Below are 17,641 nucleotides of genomic sequence, written 5' to 3' on the forward strand. Positions count from 1 at the left end.
TCCGGCGGGTCTTTTCGGCGTTTGGTGGGTCGCCGATGCCGCCGGCATCGACTGCGGTCGCTCCTGCCAGGCACCCAAAATCCCTCACCGGCCCTCTACCGAGGCGTTTCCAAACAGACGTTAAGACTGTTCACGTGAACGTCAGCGGTCTTGAGGTAAAACCTCGCACGCAGGGTTGACGGTCGGTATCTTTCCGCCGACTTTCGACAGCACTTGTAGTGCGCGCGGCGCGGGGCCGTGCGGAGAATGCATACAGCGCCTCGGAGGGGTAATGGGCCAGGAAGCGCTCATCGTCATCGACGTCCAGAACGATTTCTGCCCCGGCGGCGCGCTGGCCGTGGTGGATGGCGACAAGATACTGCCCGTCGTCAACGACCTGATTGGCAGCTTTGAACATGTCATCCTAACTCAGGACTGGCATCCCGACCGCCATTCCAGCTTCGCCTCGGTCCATAAGGGGCGCGAGCCCTTCCAGACCATCCAGATGTCCTATGGCGAACAGACTTTGTGGCCCGACCATTGCGTACAGGGCTCCGGCGGCGCGGCGTTCCATCCCGCCCTGAAATGGACCAAGGCGGAACTCATTGTGCGAAAAGGCTTCCGGAACGACATCGACAGCTACTCGGCCTTCTTCGAGAACGACCGCGCTACCCCTACCGGCCTTGCCGGCTATCTGCGCGAGCGCGGCATCGGCACGCTGACATTGGTCGGGCTGGCCACGGATTTCTGCGTCGCCTATTCGGTGCTAGACGCGGCCCGCCTCGGCTTCGATGTGACCGTCAGGCTCGATGGCTGCCGGGCGATCGATCTTGGCGGTTCGATGCAAGCCATGACTGAGCGAATGCGCGAAGCCGGCGCAACGCTGGCTTGACATTTGCGGCGGCTGGGCAGGCGTCGTCGAACGAGCCACATGACCGGTCCCCCAATTTTCGTGGCATTCACGAGCGATCATGACTGCGATGTAGCAGTCACCTACCACCCCAGGCAGTCGGTTCTGGTCTATCCGTTAAGGATACTGGCCCAACAGCCCCGTATGGCCGAACCGGAAAGACTGGAACCAAGCGACTGGCAGGCTGGAGAATCTGGGAGGGTTCATGGTCGAGATCATTTCCAGGCGGGATGGTCCGCGGCGCGAGGACGTGCAGGTCAAGCGGCTGATCGAGCAGAACCGTCCGACCATCGAGCGGATTGCCGACCAGATCAGCGGCGGCGGCTATTCCGCCTCGCGCAAACCGCGCCAGCAGCCGCAGGCCGAGGGATTGATCATCCATGTCGGCGGGGGTTCGCCGCCCGCTGCCGAAACCAGTCCCTCGATCCGCGTCACCATGAACGGCCGGGTGATCTCGGTCGACCGCAACACCGGCCGTCAGCTCCACCACATAGGTGACATCCGCCAAAGGGATGGCGGGGAGGTGTTCGTGCTCGCCACGAAACAGAACGGCTTCTTTGCGCCGGTCGATCAAACCTTGGCCGAGGCGCTCGCCGAACTGGACGGCGTGCGCCTTGATGCGGTCCGGACCGAAGAACAGCTTGCCGCCGAGATCGGCGAAAAACTCGGCATCGCCTGACGAATCTCGCGAGACGCGCCATTCGAATGGTTCGGCCCGCGATTAGCCTACAGCATTGACATGCCTCGAAGGTTGCAGAATGTCTGAATGAAACGTGAGATCGGCCCAATCAGATGAAGATCGACGGCCTTCAGGCGCGCGCGCCATTTCCCGCCGGCTACCCGGTCCTGAACAGCATCGATTACGACGAACGCGCCACCATGCGCGCCTGGGAGAATTTCCTAGCCGACGAGCCGAATAGCGCCGGCGACCCTATGCATGTGCGCTCCCTGATCCACGATTCCTGGTCCCGCAGCGCTTCCGGCGGCATCAATGCGCAGGGCATCGAAGCGCCGCTGAACAGCGACCGCGACGAGATCGAATACCTGACGCGCACCAATGCCGAGCTTCTGGCGGCAGCGCGGCGGTCGTTTGCCTCGCTCGGCCAGCTTCTGGACGGTACCGGCGCGATGCTGGTGTTGGCCGACGGCGACGGCGTGCTGATCGACGCCATCGGCGACAAGAAGACCTTGCATGATGGCATGGACATCCACCTCGCCATCGGCGGCAAGTGGAACGAGGACGCGGTCGGAACCAACGGCATCGGCACGGCGCTGTGGACCGGCGAACCGATCTTCGTGCATGCGGCCGAACATTTCTGTGCCGGCATCAAATCCTGGACCTGCGCCGGCGCGCCGATCCGCGACCCGCTCGACGGAAAGATCATCGGCGTCGTCGATCTGTCGGGTTATTCGCCGATCTTCCGACCGCATAACACCGCGCTTGTCGCCGCTACCGCCCGTCAGATCGAAAAGGCGCTGGCCGAGCAGCAGCAGGAACGGCGCACCCGCCTGCTGGAAGCCTTCATCTCGTCGGCTCCGAACTACCGGCGCAGGGATGGGCTGGTGATCGTCGACCATCGCGGCCGGGCGATCTTCAGCAACAACGTGCCGGACGGCGAGACGACTGACATGATGGACGGCCCTCTGGAGCCGGGCCGTGGCCGCTGGCTCTTCAACCTTCCATCATCGGGCTCCGAGGCCGACCTCGCAAAGGCATTGCCGCCGCATCTGCGCTCCTGCCACGTCACGCCGCTCAAGCTCGATGGAAGCCTTGGCGGCGCGGCGCTTGTGTTCCCCTTGGCTCCGGCAATGGCCGTCACCGTGGCGAGCCGGGAGGACAGCAAGGCGCTGCGCGACGCCGCCGCCATGATCGTCGGCGAGAGCGAGACGCTGCTGGCCGCAGTCGAGATTGCCAGCCGCGTCGCCCGCTCCAACAGCGTCACGTCGCTTCTGATCGAGGGCGAGACGGGCGTCGGCAAGGAACTATTCGCGCGGCTGGTGCATGCGGGCAGCCGGCGCGGGGCGAACGACCCGTTCGTTGCCATGAATTGCGGGGCGATCACCAGGGAACTGTTCGGCAGCGAATTGTTCGGCCATGTCGCCGGGGCCTTCACCGGGGCGTCGCGCGACGGCAAGGCCGGTGTGTTCGAGCAGGCCAATGGCGGGGTGCTCAGCCTCGACGAGATCGGCGAGATGCCGTTGGAAATACAGCCTTTTCTGCTGCGCGTCCTTGAGGAGCGCGTGGTCCACCGGATCGGCGACAGCCGCGGCCGGCCGGTCGACGTCCGGCTGGTCGCATCGACCAACCGCGACCTGAAGCAGGAGATCGCGGCCGGCCGGTTCCGCAGCGACCTCTATTACCGGATCGGCGCGGTTGCGATCAAAGTTCCGCCCTTGAGGGAGCGCGGCGACGACGTGCTGATGCTGGTCGAGCATTTCAACCGCAAGATTGCGGCGCTGAACGGCGGCGAGCCGCTGGTCTTTTCCAACGATGCGCTGGACGTGCTGCTTGCCTGGCGCTGGCCGGGAAATGTCCGCGAACTGAAGAACCTGGTCGAACGGCTGCATGTGCTGGCGCATGGGCGCGACGTCGGGTTGCGCGACCTGCCCGCCGAAATCAGCATGTCCGGTTCCAGGCCGGAAGCCCTGCCAAACTATGTGGGTGACGTCACGAACGGAACGCTGGAAGGCACGCTGGTCGACGCCGAGCGGCAGATGATGAAGAATGCGCTTGCGGCGGAGGGCGGAAACCTCAGCCGGGTCGCGCAAAGGCTAGGAATTTCAAGGCCAACGCTCTACCGCAAGCTCGACCGCTACGGCATCCGCCGGGGTTTTGTCTGACCGGCGCAACGCTCGGCGCTCCGTGCTTTCGGTGTGCGGCAAGTTCGCAAAGAGAAGTGATTTCAGAAGCTTGGTACGATTGAGGCGCGCAGATCGAATTTTGCGCTGACGCGCCCCCCTCGCGGACTTGCCGCGACGGTGTTTTGGCGCGTTCCGGACTGATTTGGCAGCCGCTTCCCATCCGTTCGGCGTGACGAGCACCGTGAGCAACCCGTCGGTCGGTTCGAGCTGCTGACGACCGGTAAATTGGTGTCGTGGATCATCGGCGTCGAGAGGCGAGGACGCCCCTCACTGCCTGCCGGACGCCCTCTCCGTTTTTGACGAAAAAGCTGTCCGGCAGGCAGATCGGGCGGCAAAGGCGATCAAGGTCGACGGCCGGACGGATGGGGAAGTCTGCAGGCGGGAGCCCCAATCAGGGCACGATCACCCCGCGCCCGGTGAACCGCCGGTTCTTGAAATCGTCGAGCGCTGTGTTGATGCTGGCAAGGTTGTATTCGGTGTAGTGCATCTTCACCTTGCCGTCGGCATTCAGTTCCATCAGCTCGACCAATTCGGTGAAGTTGCCGACCAGGCTGCCGCCGATGTTGATCTCCTCGATGACCAGATGCACGGTCGGCACGTTGATCGAGCCGCCATAGCCGACGACAAAAAGCTGGCCACCCTTGCGCACCATCTTCCAGCAGATGTTTTCCACGCCGAGTTCGCCGACGAAGTCGATGACGACATGCGCGCCGCCGCCGGTGATCTGCTTGACCTCCTCGACCACGTTCGGGCCGCCGTCGAGCACGAAATCGGCGCCGAGATCTTTTGCCAGCAGGCGGGCCGCCGGCTCACGGTCGACGGCGATGATGCGGCAACCGGAAATCGCGTGCAGCGATTGCAGCGCGATATGGCCGAGCCCGCCGATGCCGAGCAGCACGCAGTAACTGCCCGGCCGCATCAGTTTCGCGGCGCGCTTGGCGGCGCGGTAGGCGGTGATGCCGGCATCGGCCAGCGGCGCGACCTCGATCGGCGTGATGTTGGCGTTGAGTTTTATCAGCGAGCGCTCGCTGGTGATGAAATATTCAGCGAAACCGCCATCCATGCCGAGGCCGGGGAAACTTCCATTGTCGCAATACATGTCCTCGCCGTGGCGGCAGTTCAGGCAGATGCCGCAGGAGCGGAACGGATGGCAGATGACCGCGTCGCCGCGCTTCACCGATTTCACGCCGCTGCCGACCTCCTCGACCCAGCCGGCATTCTCATGGCCCATGATGTAGGGCAGCAGCGTGCCGTTGGGGTCCATAGCCGGCTTCCAGACACCCTCGATGATGTGGAGATCGGTGCGGCAGAGCCCGGCCGCGCCCACCCGGACGATCACCTCATCCGGGGCGGTTATGGTCGGCGGGGCGACATCCTCTATCTTGAGCTGGATGTTCATCTTGGGGTCGTATTCGTAGAGACGGGCAGCTTTCATCGTCCTGTTCCTTGGTAAGCGTGGAAACCGTTCGTCGTTCAGGCGCGGCCGAGCTTTTCGGCGCCGCCGCCGAGCGCCGGGCCGGCGGTCGGGTCGTCCTCGTCCTCGGCAAGGTCGCCGATCAGCGTCTCGGTGGTGAGGATCAGCGTCGCCACCGACGCCGCATTGGCGAGCGCGGTGTAGGTGACGCGCACCGGGTCGACGATGCCGGCCTCGAACATGTTCTGGTAGGTTCCGGCCGAGGCGTTGTAGCCGTAGCCGCCATTGATGCGGGTCACCTCGGCCACGACGGCTTCCGGATCGGCGCCGGCATTGGTCGCGATGCGCCGTAGCGGCTGCGCCAGTACCGACCGGACCAGCCGCACGCCCTCCGCCACGTCGCCTTCGACGCCGGCCGCCACCTTGTCGAGCGCCGGCGCGATCTGGGCGAGCGCCGAACCGCCGCCGGCGACCACGCCCTCCTCGGAGGCCGCACGCACCGCATTCAGCGAATCCTCGATGAGCTGGATCGTGCGCTTCTGCTCGACCGGCGTGACGCCGCCAGCATAGAGGATCGCGGTGCCACCGGAGAGTTTCGCCAGACGCTCGCGCAGCTTGTCCTGCTCGATGTTGGGCGGGGCGTTTTCATATTGACGCTGCACCTGGGCGCGGCGCGCGGCAATCGCCGCCGGGTCGCCGCCGCCGCGGATCACCGAAGTGTGGGACGCGCTGGTGCGCACGCGTTCGGCCGAGCCGAGATCGTCGGCGGAAATCTCCTCCAGCCGGCCGCCGAGGTCACGGGCGATCACTTTGCCGCCCGTGATGATGGCAAGGTCCTCCATCATCGCCTTGCGCCAATGGCCGTATTCCGGCGGATGGACGACGAGATATTTTCCTGGCCCCTGCTTGCCGAGCAGCGTCACGACAACGTCCGGCGAAACCTCCTCGGCCACGATCAGCAGCGGCCGGCCCGCCTCTCCGGCGATGCGGCGCGCGACGTCGAGCGCTTCCGGCTCCTTGATCTTCAGGTCCGTCATCAGGATCAGCGGCCGCTCCAGCACGGCCTCCATCTTCTCCTGGTCGGTGACCATGTGATGGGAGAGGTAACCCCGGTCGAACGACATGCCCTCGACCACGTCGAGCGTCGTTTCGGTGGTGACGCTGAAATCGGTGGTGATCACCCCGTCGGCGCCGACGCGCTCATGCGCCTCCGCCACCAGCGCGCCGAGCTTCGAGTCGGTCGCGGCGATATTGGCGACGGCGGCCAGCACGCCATTGCCCTTGGCCGGCTTGGCGGAAGCCTTCAGCGCGCCGACGACGGCTGTAACGGCAAGCTCGATGCCCTTGCAGAGTTCCACCGACTTGGCGCCGCGTTCGTTGGCGGCGATGCCGGCCTGGATCAAAGCATTGGCGAGCACGATCGCCGTGGTCGTGCCGTCGCCAGCGACCTCGTTGGTTTGCATGGAGACCTCGCGCACCACCTGCGCGCCCATGTTCTCGAAACGGTCGGAAAGCTCGATCTCTGAGGCGATGCTGACGCCGTCGCGCGTCACCATGGGCGTGCCGATCGGCCTGTCGATCATGGCATTCATGCCCTTCGGGCCGAGCGTCGGCTCGACGGCGGCGGCCAGCCGGCCTACGCCGCGTGCCAAGGCCCTGCGGGCGTGCGAATTGTGGAGCATTATCTTGGGCATAGGGTTCCTCCTTCCGCCTTACGGGCGGCTTGTGTGAGGCTGTCGGGGATGGATGAGGTCGCCCTGACCCATTTCCGACCAGGCTCTTGGGGGCCTCGTTCAGCGGAGGCCGTTGCGAAAAATCTGTGTCAGGCGCCCGGCGCGGCCCGCTCCGGCACGCGGTCTAGGATGAAATCGACCAGCGTCGGTTCGCCGTCGATCATCTCGACCTCCTTGTACCGGGTGCGCTGCAGGCCACGGCAAAGCGCGCCGTTGAATTCCATGTTGATGCGAACACCGCGCAGTTCGGCGAGATAGGCGCCGAGCGCCACGTCCGGTATGCGGCCGCCCTCCCAGGTGATGAAGGCGGGATCGGCTGGCCGGCGCGCCGGAAAACGCTCCAGCAATGCGTCGCGGTAGCGGGGTTTCTGCCGTTCCGCCTCGCCGGACCCGAAACGCACGACGTCCAGCGCCTTGAGGTCCATGTCGAGAATCTCGCGGTCGGTCAGGCCCTGTGCGCGAAGCCCCACCAGCACGGCTTCCTGCCGGCGCTTGAACGCCTTCATGCGAAAGGTCTCGCGCAGCGCACCGATGTCCTGGTCGGCGGCCAGCCCGGCAAAGATGTCGCCAAAACTCCGGCCCGCCTCGATGCCGCGATTGACCTCGTCGGCGAACATGTGGTCGTGCAGCTTAACCCGGTAGGCGGGGCCCCAGGACAGCGCATCGAGCGCCTTGCGCACGCCGTCCAGCATCAGGAAGGCGAAATTCGGCGAGCACCAGTAGGTGGGCAGGCGGAAGTCGACATCCACGCCGCCATCCGTCCCGACCTCGACGCGCTCGATGAAACCCATCTCGGTCACCGGCTCGTCGAGTTCCGGGTCGTTGACCTCCGCAAGGCGCCGCCAGACCTCTGCCTGGCGGCTGCTGGGGATGGATGGTCCGGTGGCGCCCATCGCGGCTACTCCGCCGCGATGCTGAACGGCGCGGCGGCAAGCGCCGCCTTTTTCGCCGCGATGTCGATGTTGTAGAGACGCGCCGCGTTGAGGCCGAGGATCTTTTCCTTGATCTCGTCGGTGAGCTGAACGCCGCGTTCGGCGGCGATGTCCTCCGGAATCTGGTAGGCCCAGAATTTCTCGACCAGCCAGCGCGGCGTCCAGATCGCATAGTCGGAGCCGAACAGGATCTTTTCCGGGCCGATCCAGAACAGCAGCTCGGAAATGACCTCGCCGAAGTAGCGCGGGCGCGCATGAATGAAGGGCAAGGCCACCGCCAGCCCGCCATAGACGTTGGTTTCCTGCGTGGCGATCCAGCAGAAATCGTCGAGGCGCGGCAGACCGCAATGCTCGATGATCCAGTTCAGGCCCTGGAAGTCGGTCGCCGCGTAATCCACGTCATGGACGTCGAAGGCATCCTTGCTGAGCGGGATGATCGTCGGGCCCTTGTGGACGTGGATGTTCCTGATGCCGAGTTTTTCGCAGAGCTCGAAGCAGCGATAGGCGTCGGGATCGGTCAGCTTCCAGCCCTTGGAAGCGCCGTTCCATTCGGCCGTGTACATCTTCACGCCCTTGACGTCGTAGGTCTCCTTCAGGAAGTGGATGTATTCCAGCGCCTTCTCGCCGTCGCGCGGGTCGAACGAGCCGTTGACGATGAACCGCTCGGGATAGCGCTTGGCCGCCTCGGCGTTGCGCTCGATGGTGTTGAAGCCGTTGGTATAAAAGTCCTTGAGATAGGTGGACTGGACGATCGCCACGTCGTCGGGACCGTCGATGAACAGGTCGCGATAGAGATCGTCGGCGCTGTATTTCTCGAACTTGTCCTTCGGCCAGAGCTGCTCCTTCGGGCTCAGCCCGGTGTGGTAGGCATAGAAGCACTCGATGAACTGCTTGCCGTGAATGTTGCGCTGGTTCGCCGGACTGCCGTCCCAGAAATGGGTGTGGCCGTCGACGACGAAGATTTCCTTGCCTTGCGGTGTGATGAACATGGTTCCCTCGGCTTTGCTTGCGTTGATCGGACTGGCGCGCCGGGTCTTCGGCGCGCCGGCATGGAGCCCCGGGAGGCACTCAGATGTATTCGAAGACGTCGTCCATGTTGCCGAACAGGATGACCGTGTTGTCGTCGACGCGGACCATGCGGCCGTAGTGGGTGGAGGTGTTCACCTCAAAAATCTCGGCGGTCATGTCGCGGCCGAGATATTCGCTGATCTCGTCCATCTTGAAGACCAGCTTGCCGTGGCCGTCGATGCGGATCAGCGCCGGCTGGTAGGTGACGGTGACGTTCGGCTTCTTGCCCATGAATTCGGCGATGGCGCGGGCCTCGACCGAGTCGTTCATGGTGACCCCGCACTGGTGCGAGATCGTCTGCTCGAAGGTGATGTCCTTCATCGACTTGAAGATGTTGTCGTGCGAGGCGTCGCGTGCTGTCAGTGACATATGCGTATCTCCTGATGTCGTTTGAGGATCAGCCGTCGAGGCCGAGTTCGCCGATGATCTGGCCGATGCGCTCCTGCGACTGCGCGTGCACGTCGCTGAAGGAGACCGGCTTGGAGTGCGGCATCGACCAGATCGGCTGCAGGCCCTGGGCGGCCTTGTCGGCAAGCGCGCGATGCTTCTTCAGCCAGGCCTTGAACAGCTTCTGGTTGTGCGAGGCGTGCTTCTCGTCATGCGCCAGCAGGTAGACAAGGTCGATGGTGTTGGCGAGGTTGCGCTCGTAGTCGGCCTCGGCCGCCGAGATCACCGGCGGCGTGATGAAGTCGTGGTTGGCGGCGGCGACCTGCATCAGGAAGCCGGAGCGGAACAGTTCGCCGACCAGCGGCTCGAACACGATGTTGATGGCGAAATACTGCTCGAGATAGTCGGCCGTGCCCATGATGGTCTCGACCGCCTCGCGCGTGCCCTGCCAGGCACCGTCCTCCAGCCAGGCCTTCTTGCCGAGCTCGTCGTTCCAGCCCTGGATGTCCATGCCGATCTCGGCGAGGTAGAGGGTGATGTCCTGCGCGAGCCGCAGCTTGTAGGAGCTGTTGGTCAGCGTGGCGTTGTTGATCATCTGGGTGTAGCCGTAGCGTTGCGCCTGCATCAGCGAGGTGCCCAGGCCGAACTCGGCATGTTTCCAGGCGCCGAGATGCGTCTGCAGGATCTTTGCCCAGACCTTGTCGAAGCTCTTCGGTGCGCCCGACTTGCGGCCGTTGGCGATGACGCTCTGCACCATCGTCTCGATCTTCGACTGGCGCTGGTAGTGGGTGCGCTCCCACTCCTGGTCGGGAGCGCGGAAGGCGTGCCAGTTGGAGCTCAGCGCCGCGGTGTTGTCCTTGACATAGGCGCCCTTGCCGTTGGCGAAGGAGATGATCCAGTTCTGGATCAGATAGCGCTCCGGATCGGGCTGCACGTCGACCGTGACATCCTCGTAATGGGTGGCGCGCTGGCCGCGCGGGCTGAAGTAGCGGTATTTGCGGCTGTCCGAATCGGCAAAGATCGCGGCACCTGCGGCTCCCGATCCCACTGAACTCGACGTTGCTGGCATGGTCTTCACTCCCTTGTTGCAGTTGCTGGCGAAAAATTCCCGCGGCGCGGGCGTCAGTGGCCCGGCGTCCCGCCGCCGGACGAAGTCGTGAACTTGTCGAAGAAGATGCGTTCGGTCTCGAAGCCGTTCATGAAAAGGACCGGCTGCAGCGCGTCGATCATAGGCGGCGGACCGCAGGCGTAGACGTCGCCCTCGCCGTCGATGGCGAGTTGCTTGAGTTTTGCGTCGACGCGCTCGTGCACGAAGCCGCGCTCGCCGTCCCAGGCCTCGCCGTTGACGTGCGAGAGAACCGGGATGAACGTCACCTCCTCGTGCCGGCCGGCGAGTTCGGCGATGCGGTCGAGATAGAACAGGTCGGCCGGCGTGCGGGCGCCGTAGAAGAAATAGACCGGACGCTGCTCGCCGCTCTTCAGGTGATCGTTGAGGATCGACCAGATCGGCGACATGCCCGACCCCGCCCCTACGAGGACGAGGGGTCCCTGCCGGTCCTCGCGGCGGAAGCAGGTTCCATAGGGTCCGACGACGGTGACCTCGGCTCCGACCCGGATGCCTCCGGCATCGAGCTCGCCGGAGAACTTTCCTTCGGGGTACTTCTTGATGATGAAGGAAAGGCTTTGGGTTTGGTCCGGCGTATTTGCCATGGAGAACGAGCGCGTAATCGTCTCCCCTTTTTCCGTGGTGACCGTGATGTCGACATATTGGCCGGCCCAGAATTTGATCGGGGAGTTGAGGTCGATTTGGATGCCGCGAATGTCGTGCGTCAGCCGCTCGATGGCTGCGATGCGGCCCGAAAAACTCTTCACCGCGATCGATTTCGACAGCACCTCCTCGTCGTAGTTGAGGAGTTCGACCTCCATGTCGGAATAGGCGATCGAGCGGCACAGAAGGATGTGGCCGCTGTCCTTCTCCATGTCGTTGAGGGCGAAGGTCGAATATTTGAGCATGTCGACCTCGCCGTCGAGCAGCACGCATTTGCAGGCCGAGCACTGCCCTTCCTTGCAGCCATGCGGCAGCGCGATGCCTTGCCGGAACGCGGCGTTCAGCACGGTCTCGCCATGCGCCACCTCGAACTCCACGCCGACCGGCTCCAGGCGAACTTTGTGAGCGTCGCTCATCTTGTGAAAAACCTCCCAATGCTTCGCCGGCTTGCTTCCGCGCGGGATGCAAGGGCTCGGCTCGGATTGTGGTCGCGGAGGCTTTTTCGGCCTCCACGACCGGCGAGGGTTTCTAGTTACAGGGGTTGATCGTGAAGCCCGCGCGGTACTCCGCCAGGTGCTTCTCGCGATCGGCCGGCGACATGGCGCGCAGCGCGTTGAGCGGCGAGCCCAGCGTGTTGCCGCGCACGTCGTCCAGCGTCCACATGTCCTTGTCGTCGAAACGCAGGTGCGGCTGCGGCACCAGCGTCTTGCCGTCGTTGCGCACGAAGTTCAGGTCGACGATGGCGTCGGCAAGATCCCAGCCGTCATAGAGCGTCTCCCATTCGCGCTTGCCGCTGAAGCGGCCCATGGCGGGCGTCGGACGGCCCTGGTACTCGTCGGCGAAGGCTTCCATGACGGTCCAGCGGTCGAGTTCGTGGGCGAAGGTGTAGAGCTGCCCGTCGATCTCGCCGGTGACGATGTCCTCGCGGATGAGGCAGGGCACCAGGCACGACCAGCAGCGGTGCGGGTAGACGTAGCCGACGTCGCTGTTGAACAGCAGCACCTTCTCGCCCTTGTGGCTGAGCTTTGCGTACCATTTCCAGAAATCGCCGAACTCGGCGTACCAGCCCGGATATTTGTGCTCGAACCACTCGAAGTCCTTGTCGGTCTGGGCCTCGATGCGCCAGAAGTTCACCGGCCAGCCGACCGCGAAGAACTGGCCGACCTTGTGGACGTAGTTCTTCTTGGTGATGCGCTCCCAGGCGGCCTGGACGTCGTCGTGATGCACCTTGATGCCGTATTTTTCCAACGGCAGCATGTAGGTGCGATAGTAGTCCTCGTAGATCCAGCGGTGCCACATTTCCGCGTAGGATTCCTTGTTCTTGTCGCGGTTGGTGGTGCCGTATTCGATGAAGGTGCCGATCGCCGCATCGACGATGGCGTGGTTCTGCCAGAAGGCGTAGCGCAGGTCGCGCTCGAGCAGCAGGTGGTTTTCCGGCTCCTTCAGCGCCGCCATCAGCAGCGAGTGGCCGTTGCCGATGTGGCGGCTCTCATCCGACTGCACCGACAGGAACACGGTCGGCAGTGCGTAGTCGCCGTTGCGGGCGGCTTCGGATGGCATGGCGACGAACAGCGTGTTAGTGAAGGCGGTCTCGGCGACCACGGTGAGGTACATGCAGGCGGCGGTCATCGTGTCGCCGGTGATGAACCCTTCGCCGAACTGGCGGCCGATGGTGGTGGCGTAGCATTTACCGAACGCCTCTTCGGTGATGTCGAAGCCGGCCGGATCGATATAGTTCTCCATGTACCACTTCTTCAGATTCATCTGGATCGTGGAATGGCGGAACTCGTCGACCATCTGCATGGTGAAGCCGGTGCGCAAGTCCTCGCCGGGGGCGAGACGGGCGACCATGGCCATGGAGCGGGCGGCGGAGATTTCCGGGAACGGGATGATGGCCAGGAACAGCTTCATCCATTCCACCCAGCGGGGCTCGACATTGCGGAACATGTCGCCGCGAAGGGCTGCGTCCAGCGCGCCGTAGACGCGGTTGTCCTTCTCCTCCTGCATCGGGAAATAGGACCGCAGGACCTGCTTCATCGGGTCGCGCGGTGCCTTGTTGATCTTGTAGTCGGTCGGAAACGTCATCGCTTCCTGGACATAGGTCGGGTTCCAACCGAGGTCGGAAATCTTCTTGGTCGCCTCGCCCACGGATATGCCGCGCTGCGAGGTAATCTTGTTGAGCGTCAACGACGTCATCGTCATAAGCCTCCACCAGGTTTGACCGGGCACCCATTTGTGCCGGCATGAGGCGGCGCGGGCGCCGCCAGTGAAATTGCGAGCGGCACGGCAAAAGGCGCGCGCATCCAGGCGCGACCCGTCGTCCGGCCATTCAAGTGGATCACGGCAAAGGTTCTGGAGACTGTTCGCAGATGTCCGCGGCACGCCGTCCGCATATGCGTCGGGCGTACCGAAGCGGGCTCTCCCTGCTTCCTCCGTTCCTTCGTTCTTCTGGCACCGCGTCTGGCGCGATGGGCTTCTTGTGCGAACAGAAGATGCAAAGGCCGTGCCAACTCGAAAAACAACGCCGAACACAGGACGGACGACCCGCGAGACCTCGGCTGGACGGCTCAGCGTTCAGCGGAGTGTAACGTTCTTTTACAGATGTAACTTACGCCTGTAATATTTACACTCTATCTCGCATTTGCGAATAATCACTTCGCATACGCAATATATTTCGGAATTCGACAATATTTGACCGTTTCTATTTTTGCTCTATTTAAGTATCGATCCTCCCGCATTTTTCACGAGCAGGCGATGAGCAAGGACACCAACGGCCAGACGCCATCCGAGCCGCTTCCGGGCGCGGCCACCGGCGTCAGCGAGGACCTCGTGCGGCTGATGCCGCGCGACCTCGTCTTCGTCATGCGCTTCATGGGCGAAAGCCAGTACCGGCTGCAAAGCCATTTCCAGGATTTCATCCGGGCCGAACTGGCCACCGGCGGCGTCACCGGCGAGACCCATCCGATGATCCATCTGTTCATAGAGAATCACGCCATTCTGCTGCGCGATTTCGTGTTTTCCGGCGTTTCGCTGTCGCGCCAGTTCCGCGTCGAGGAAATCGAGCAACTGACCGGCGACCCGATGATCCGCGTCGATATCTGGGACCAGCTCAAGAGCCATATCGACACCGCCGAAAAACAGTTCCGCTCGCAGGCCGGCGGACTGCCGAAACTGCTGGCCGCTTTCGAGCGGCCGCCGGCGCCGGCCGCGAAGGACTGAACGGAGGCTCTTATGGAAAGTCGCAGTGAACGCGATGCACTGCTTGTCCGGCGGCTTTCGCTGGTTGCCAAGGTTTCCGGCCTGACGGCGGAAATGCAAAAGCACAACCAGATCCTGGCCGGCCTCGAAATGGACCTGCTGCGCATCGAGCTGGAAACCGGCCGAGACGGTTCAAGCGAGCAACTGGTGCGGGACTTGCATGAGGCGGAACAGGCGGCCCAGATGGCGATGGCGCAGCGCGCAGATTGCGAGGAGCGCATCAAGGCCGCCGAGAAAGAGGTCGAGGCGGTCGACCGGGAAATCGCCGCGTCCGGCGCCTTAGGAGGGAGACCCATGAACCAGCAGTCGATGCGCAACCTGACCCTGTTCGACCTGCTCGCCCGCAACTGGCAATGCCAATCCGCGGTGACAGGCCTCGCCTTCAGCGGCGACGGCCTTTCGGTCGCCTTCGCCTGCGCGGACGGCACTGTCGCAATCACCGCCGCCGAAGACCGCGAGCCGCCCGAAAAGCGTGTCCGGGTGAGCGGCGACCTCGGCCAGACGACGATCCGCCCGCGCGAAAAGCCGCCCGTGCCGCTGATCGTCACCGCTGCCTTGGGCGACGCTACCGTTCCGCTCACCGCACAGCCGCGCTACGGTTTCCTCGCCGGCTCGGCCGGAAGCGAGGTGGTGCCGGTCAGCGGCGCCGGCGACCTAGGTGCGCCCCTGTTCAAGGCAGGCGGGCCGGTCATCGCGCTCGACCGCGCCGCGCAGGCCGGGATCATCGCGGCTGGATACGAAAACGGCGTAACCTTGTGGCGCGGGACAGCCGATGCGCGCACTTTCGACCTCGGCAAACCGCTGTCGGCACTGGCGCTGTCGCCGGACGGACGGCGGCTGGCGCTGGGCCTTGATGACGAACTCTCCATCCGCCCCGTCCAGGGAAGCGGCGCGGCGCGAAACCTGCCGCTGCCGGCGCGCGCCGTTTCGCTTCAATGGAGTTTTGACGGCGCCTGGCTCGCCTGCGGCTTGGAGAATGGCGGCCTGGCACTGGTGTCGGCAAGCGACGGCAGTTGCAGCATCGTCCCCGATTTCGCCGCGCCGGTGCGTGATGTCGCCTGGAGCACGCCGGCCAAAGCGCTGTTCGCGTCTGGAGCCTTCCGCATCGCCGGCTGGTCCGATGCCGCCCTGCCGCTCGGCGGCAATTCGGACGGCGCGCTGGAAACCGGACATGCCGGGCTGGTACCGATCGAGGCCGTTGCCGCGCATCCGGCAAAGCCGCTGGTCGCCGCCGGTTCGGCCAACGGTCGGATCGTCATCGCCAAGGCCGGGTCGCGCGACGAACTCGTCGTGCGGCCGATGGGCGGCGCTGTGACCGCGCTCGCATGGTCGTCGGATGGCCGGCATCTGGCGGCGAGCTGCGCCGACGGGACGGCGGCAGTGGCCACCTTCCCCGACCAACTCTTCAAATGAACCGCGAAACAAAGGAGGACAGGATGGAGACCGAACTCAGCGCCGAGGAACGCAGCAAGGACGCATTCTTTGAACGGCTGGCAAAAATCTCGGAGGAAATGGTTGCCAAGCACGGCAAGGAATTCAGCATGGGCGCGCTGGTGCTCGCCGCCCGCTGGATCGCCGAGAACAAGGTCGGGCAGCAGTTGAAGACGAATTGAGGGAGAACGGGGCGTCTTCTTGACTATTCGCGTCGCCCGTCCGTCGGACCTGCCCGCCGGCGTCTTTTCCCTGTGAACGGCAGGGCAATCGCGTATGCAGTTACCCCCAGCATCCCGCCGCAGGCGGGACATTAAGGATCGGCTGCCAAAGCAAACCCATGTGCGATTACCAGTCGCAAACCCGTTGCCCCACCGCCTCCAGAACGCTATCGGCTGACCAGCGCTTCGCGGCAAAACCTGCGGCGCGCCACACCGCCAGCCGGCCACCGGCCAAAAGACGATGGGAGTTTCATGCGATCCTTGCTGCGCGTCGGATTGACGGCCTCCCTGCTCTGCCCCTCGGCGGCTTTCGCCGCGGAAGGATTGCCGGGAGCCACCATGTCGCTGCTTTGGGCGCTGCCTTTCGTCGGGCTGCTGCTTTCCATCGCCACCGGCCCATTGCTCTACCCGCATATGTGGGAACATCACTACGGCAAGATCACTGCCGGCTGGGCGGCACTTGTCGTGCTGCCGCTGATCGCCACGCAGGGCTGGCCGATTTCCGCCGAGGCTCTGCTGCACACGCTTCTGCTCGAATATCTCTCCTTCATCATCCTGCTGTTCGCGCTGTTCACCATCGCCGGCGGAATACAGGTGGCCGGCAACATCCACGGAACGCCGCTCACCAATGCCGGCCTGCTGGTCATCGGCGCGCTGCTGGCGTCGGTCGTCGGCACGACGGGCGCATCCATGATCATGATCCGGCCGATCATCCGCGCCAACGACAACCGCCCGTTCAATGCGCATGTCATCGTGTTCTTCATCTTCCTGGTATCCAATATCGGCGGCGCGCTTACGCCGCTCGGCGACCCCCCGCTGTTCGTCGGTTTTTTGCGCGGCGTCGATTTTTTCTGGACAACGACCAACCTCTGGAAGGAAACGTTGTTCGTCGGCGGCATCGTGCTGGCGGTGTTCCTAGCGCTCGATTCCTGGCTCCACATGCGCGAAGCTGGCATGCCGAAGATAAAGGACCCTACGCCGGACACGGCAGTGCGGGTGCGCGGCCTGGTCAACCTGCCACTGCTCGCCGGTGTCATCGGCGCAATCCTGCTTTCGGCGGCATGGAAGCCGGGCGTCGCCTTCACCGTCGCGGGCGTGCCGCTGGAATGGCAGAATCTTCTGCGTGACGCGATCATCTTGGCGCTGGCGCTGCTCTCGCTGAAACTCACGCCGCGCCAGATGCGCCATGCCAACGGCTTCACCTGGGGCCCGATCGTCGAGGTGGCGAAACTCTTCGCCGGCATCTTCGTCTGCATCGTACCAGTCATTGCTATCTTGCGCGCCGGCTCGCAGGGCGCGCTTTCGCCGCTGGTGGCGCTGGTCACCGGGGAAAGCGGCGCGCCGAACGACCTCGCCTATTTCTGGCTGACCGGCGCGCTGTCCTCCTTCCTCGACAACGCGCCGACCTATCTCGTCTTCTTCGAACTCGCCGGCGGCGACCCGCAACACCTGATGACCGGCCTCGCCACCACGCTCGCCGCTATCTCGACAGGCGCGGTGTTCATGGGTGCCAACACCTATATCGGCAACGCGCCCAACTTCATGGTCTATGCCATCGCCAAACACCGCGGCGTTAAGATGCCAAGCTTCTTCGGCTACATGCTGTGGTCGGGCGCGGTGCTGATCCCGACGTTTTTGCTGGCAGGATGGGTGTTTTTTGGGTGAGGAGCACAGGGCT

15 protein-coding genes are annotated in these 17,641 nt (G+C 64.0%); 7 read left to right on the top strand and 8 right to left on the bottom strand.

What is annotated here, in order from left to right; translation table 11 throughout:
- Positions 1–271: 271 nt before the first annotated feature.
- The 3 genes from pncA (at position 272) to ABMA59_RS24220 (ending at position 3,730) form a co-directional block, all read left to right on the top strand.
- Entirely contained in the window at positions 272–871 is a 600-nt protein-coding gene (gene pncA / locus ABMA59_RS24210) for a bifunctional nicotinamidase/pyrazinamidase (RefSeq protein WP_349007966.1), read from the top strand.
- A gap of 223 nt (positions 872–1,094) precedes the next feature.
- Positions 1,095–1,568 carry a hypothetical protein gene (locus tag ABMA59_RS24215; protein ID WP_349007967.1) on the top strand — a complete coding sequence of 158 codons (474 nt, stop codon included), beginning with the start codon at positions 1,095–1,097 and terminating at the stop codon, positions 1,566–1,568.
- 113 nt (positions 1,569–1,681) lie between these two features.
- On the top strand, positions 1,682–3,730 hold the full coding sequence (locus tag ABMA59_RS24220) for a sigma-54-dependent Fis family transcriptional regulator (RefSeq protein WP_349007968.1): 2,049 nt from the start codon (positions 1,682–1,684) through the stop codon (positions 3,728–3,730).
- A 412-nt stretch (positions 3,731–4,142) separates the two neighbouring features.
- Here the strand turns inward: ABMA59_RS24220 and ABMA59_RS24225 are convergent, their stop codons facing one another.
- The 8 genes from ABMA59_RS24225 to ABMA59_RS24260 all read right to left on the bottom strand — a co-directional run bounded on the left by ABMA59_RS24225 (position 4,143) and on the right by ABMA59_RS24260 (position 13,255).
- On the bottom strand, positions 4,143–5,186 hold the full coding sequence (locus ABMA59_RS24225) for an NAD(P)-dependent alcohol dehydrogenase (RefSeq protein WP_349007969.1): 1,044 nt from the start codon (positions 5,184–5,186) through the stop codon (positions 4,143–4,145).
- Between the two features lie 38 nt (positions 5,187–5,224).
- Positions 5,225–6,859, bottom strand: a complete 1,635-nt coding sequence (gene groEL, locus ABMA59_RS24230; RefSeq protein ID WP_349007970.1) for a molecular chaperone GroEL — start codon at positions 6,857–6,859, stop codon at positions 5,225–5,227.
- Between the two features lie 128 nt (positions 6,860–6,987).
- The gene (locus ABMA59_RS24235) at positions 6,988–7,791 is read right to left on the bottom strand and encodes an iron-sulfur cluster assembly protein (protein WP_349007971.1); all 804 of its coding nucleotides are present in this window, start codon (positions 7,789–7,791) and stop codon (positions 6,988–6,990) included.
- Positions 7,792–7,796: 5 nt separating this feature from the next.
- Positions 7,797–8,819 (bottom strand): amidohydrolase family protein, encoded by a 1,023-nt coding sequence (locus ABMA59_RS24240; protein WP_349007972.1) that lies wholly within the window; start codon positions 8,817–8,819, stop codon positions 7,797–7,799.
- A gap of 79 nt (positions 8,820–8,898) precedes the next feature.
- Positions 8,899–9,267, bottom strand: coding sequence for an MmoB/DmpM family protein (locus tag ABMA59_RS24245; RefSeq protein ID WP_349007973.1), 369 nt, complete (start codon positions 9,265–9,267; stop codon positions 8,899–8,901).
- 28 nt (positions 9,268–9,295) lie between these two features.
- The gene (locus ABMA59_RS24250) at positions 9,296–10,354 is read right to left on the bottom strand and encodes an aromatic/alkene monooxygenase hydroxylase subunit beta (protein WP_349007974.1); all 1,059 of its coding nucleotides are present in this window, start codon (positions 10,352–10,354) and stop codon (positions 9,296–9,298) included.
- A gap of 53 nt (positions 10,355–10,407) precedes the next feature.
- Entirely contained in the window at positions 10,408–11,469 is a 1,062-nt protein-coding gene (locus tag ABMA59_RS24255; protein ID WP_349007975.1) for an NADH:ubiquinone reductase (Na(+)-transporting) subunit F, read from the bottom strand.
- A gap of 112 nt (positions 11,470–11,581) precedes the next feature.
- Positions 11,582–13,255, bottom strand: coding sequence for an aromatic/alkene/methane monooxygenase hydroxylase/oxygenase subunit alpha (locus ABMA59_RS24260; protein ID WP_425475979.1), 1,674 nt, complete (start codon positions 13,253–13,255; stop codon positions 11,582–11,584).
- Between the two features lie 552 nt (positions 13,256–13,807).
- Between ABMA59_RS24260 and ABMA59_RS24265 the strand changes: the two genes are divergently transcribed.
- From ABMA59_RS24265 to ABMA59_RS24280, 4 genes are all read left to right on the top strand, one after another.
- The gene (locus tag ABMA59_RS24265; RefSeq protein WP_349007977.1) at positions 13,808–14,272 is read left to right on the top strand and encodes a hypothetical protein; all 465 of its coding nucleotides are present in this window, start codon (positions 13,808–13,810) and stop codon (positions 14,270–14,272) included.
- Between the two features lie 12 nt (positions 14,273–14,284).
- A complete protein-coding gene (locus ABMA59_RS24270; RefSeq protein WP_349007978.1) occupies positions 14,285–15,724 on the top strand; it encodes a WD40 repeat domain-containing protein in 1,440 nt (479 codons plus the stop codon).
- Positions 15,725–15,747: 23 nt separating this feature from the next.
- A complete protein-coding gene (locus tag ABMA59_RS24275) occupies positions 15,748–15,924 on the top strand; it encodes a hypothetical protein (RefSeq protein ID WP_349007979.1) in 177 nt (58 codons plus the stop codon).
- A 291-nt stretch (positions 15,925–16,215) separates the two neighbouring features.
- Complete coding sequence (locus tag ABMA59_RS24280; protein WP_349007980.1) at positions 16,216–17,628, top strand: sodium:proton antiporter; 1,413 nt, start codon at positions 16,216–16,218, stop codon at positions 17,626–17,628.
- Positions 17,629–17,641: the final 13 nt, after the last annotated feature.

The organism is Mesorhizobium yinganensis, assembly GCF_040081985.1.
In the GTDB taxonomy this organism is placed as follows: Bacteria; Pseudomonadota; Alphaproteobacteria; order Rhizobiales; family Rhizobiaceae; genus Kumtagia; species Kumtagia yinganensis.